Genomic DNA, 1,012 nt, shown 5'->3' with positions numbered 1-1,012 from the left:
TTCTGATGTTCCTGTAGAACCTGATGCATTGTTTGTTGCTTCTGATGTTCCTGTAGAACCTGATGCATTGTTTGTTGCTTCTGATGTTCCTGTAGAACCTGATGCATTGTTTGTTGCTTCTGCTGTGTTTGTAGAATCTAATGAATTGTTTGGATCAGATGAAATCATTGATTCGCTCTCGCTTAATGACTCTGATGTACTTAATGACTCACTTTCAATTAGTGATTCCGATGTGTTCATTGATTCACTTTCTACTTCGCTTAATGAATCACTTTCACTTAATGATTCCGATGTACTCATTGATTCGCTTTCTACTTCACTTAGTGACTCGCTTTCGCTTAATGATTCCGATGTGTTCATTGATTCACTTTCTACATCGCTGAGGGATTCACTTTCACTTAGTGATTCCGACGTGTTCATTGATTCACTTTCGCTTAGTGATTCTGACGTGCTTAACGATTCACTCCCGCTTAACGATTCTGACGTACTTAATGATTCACTTTCACTTAATGATTCTGACGTACTTAATGATTCACTTTCGCTTAGTGATTCCGATGTGCTCAATGATTCACTTTCGCTTAGTGATTCTGACGTGCTTAATGATTCACTCTCGCTTAGTGATTCCGATGTGCTCAATGATTCACTTTCTCTTAGTGATTCTGACGTGCTCAATGATTCGCTTTCGCTTAGTGATTCTGAAGTGCTTAACGACTCACTTTCACTTAGTGATTCCGACGTACTCAATGATTCACTTTCGCTTAGTGATTCTGACGTGCTCATTGATTCACTTTCGCTTAGTGATTCCGATGTACTCAATGACTCACTTTCACTTAACGACTCTGACGTGCTCAACGACTCGCTTTCACTTAGTGATTCTGATGTACTCAACGACTCACTTTCACTTAACGACTCTGACGTGCTCAACGACTCGCTTTCACTTAGTGATTCTGATGTACTCAACGATTCGCTTTCGCTGATCGACTCCGACGTACTCAACGACTCGCTTTCACTT

The 1,012-nt window shown here is 40.4% G+C and carries 1 pseudogene; it reads right to left on the bottom strand.

The features are described 5' to 3' along the window. Positions 1–1,012 (bottom strand): annotated as a pseudogene (locus AST02_RS13980) (serine-rich repeat glycoprotein adhesin SasA); the annotation flags it as partial.

Origin of the sequence: Staphylococcus equorum, from assembly GCF_001747895.1 — a bacterium.
Classification (GTDB): domain Bacteria; phylum Bacillota; class Bacilli; order Staphylococcales; family Staphylococcaceae; genus Staphylococcus; species Staphylococcus equorum_A.
Note: the sequence above shows the minus strand (reverse complement) of the source record. Positions and strands in the feature narration are given on the sequence as shown.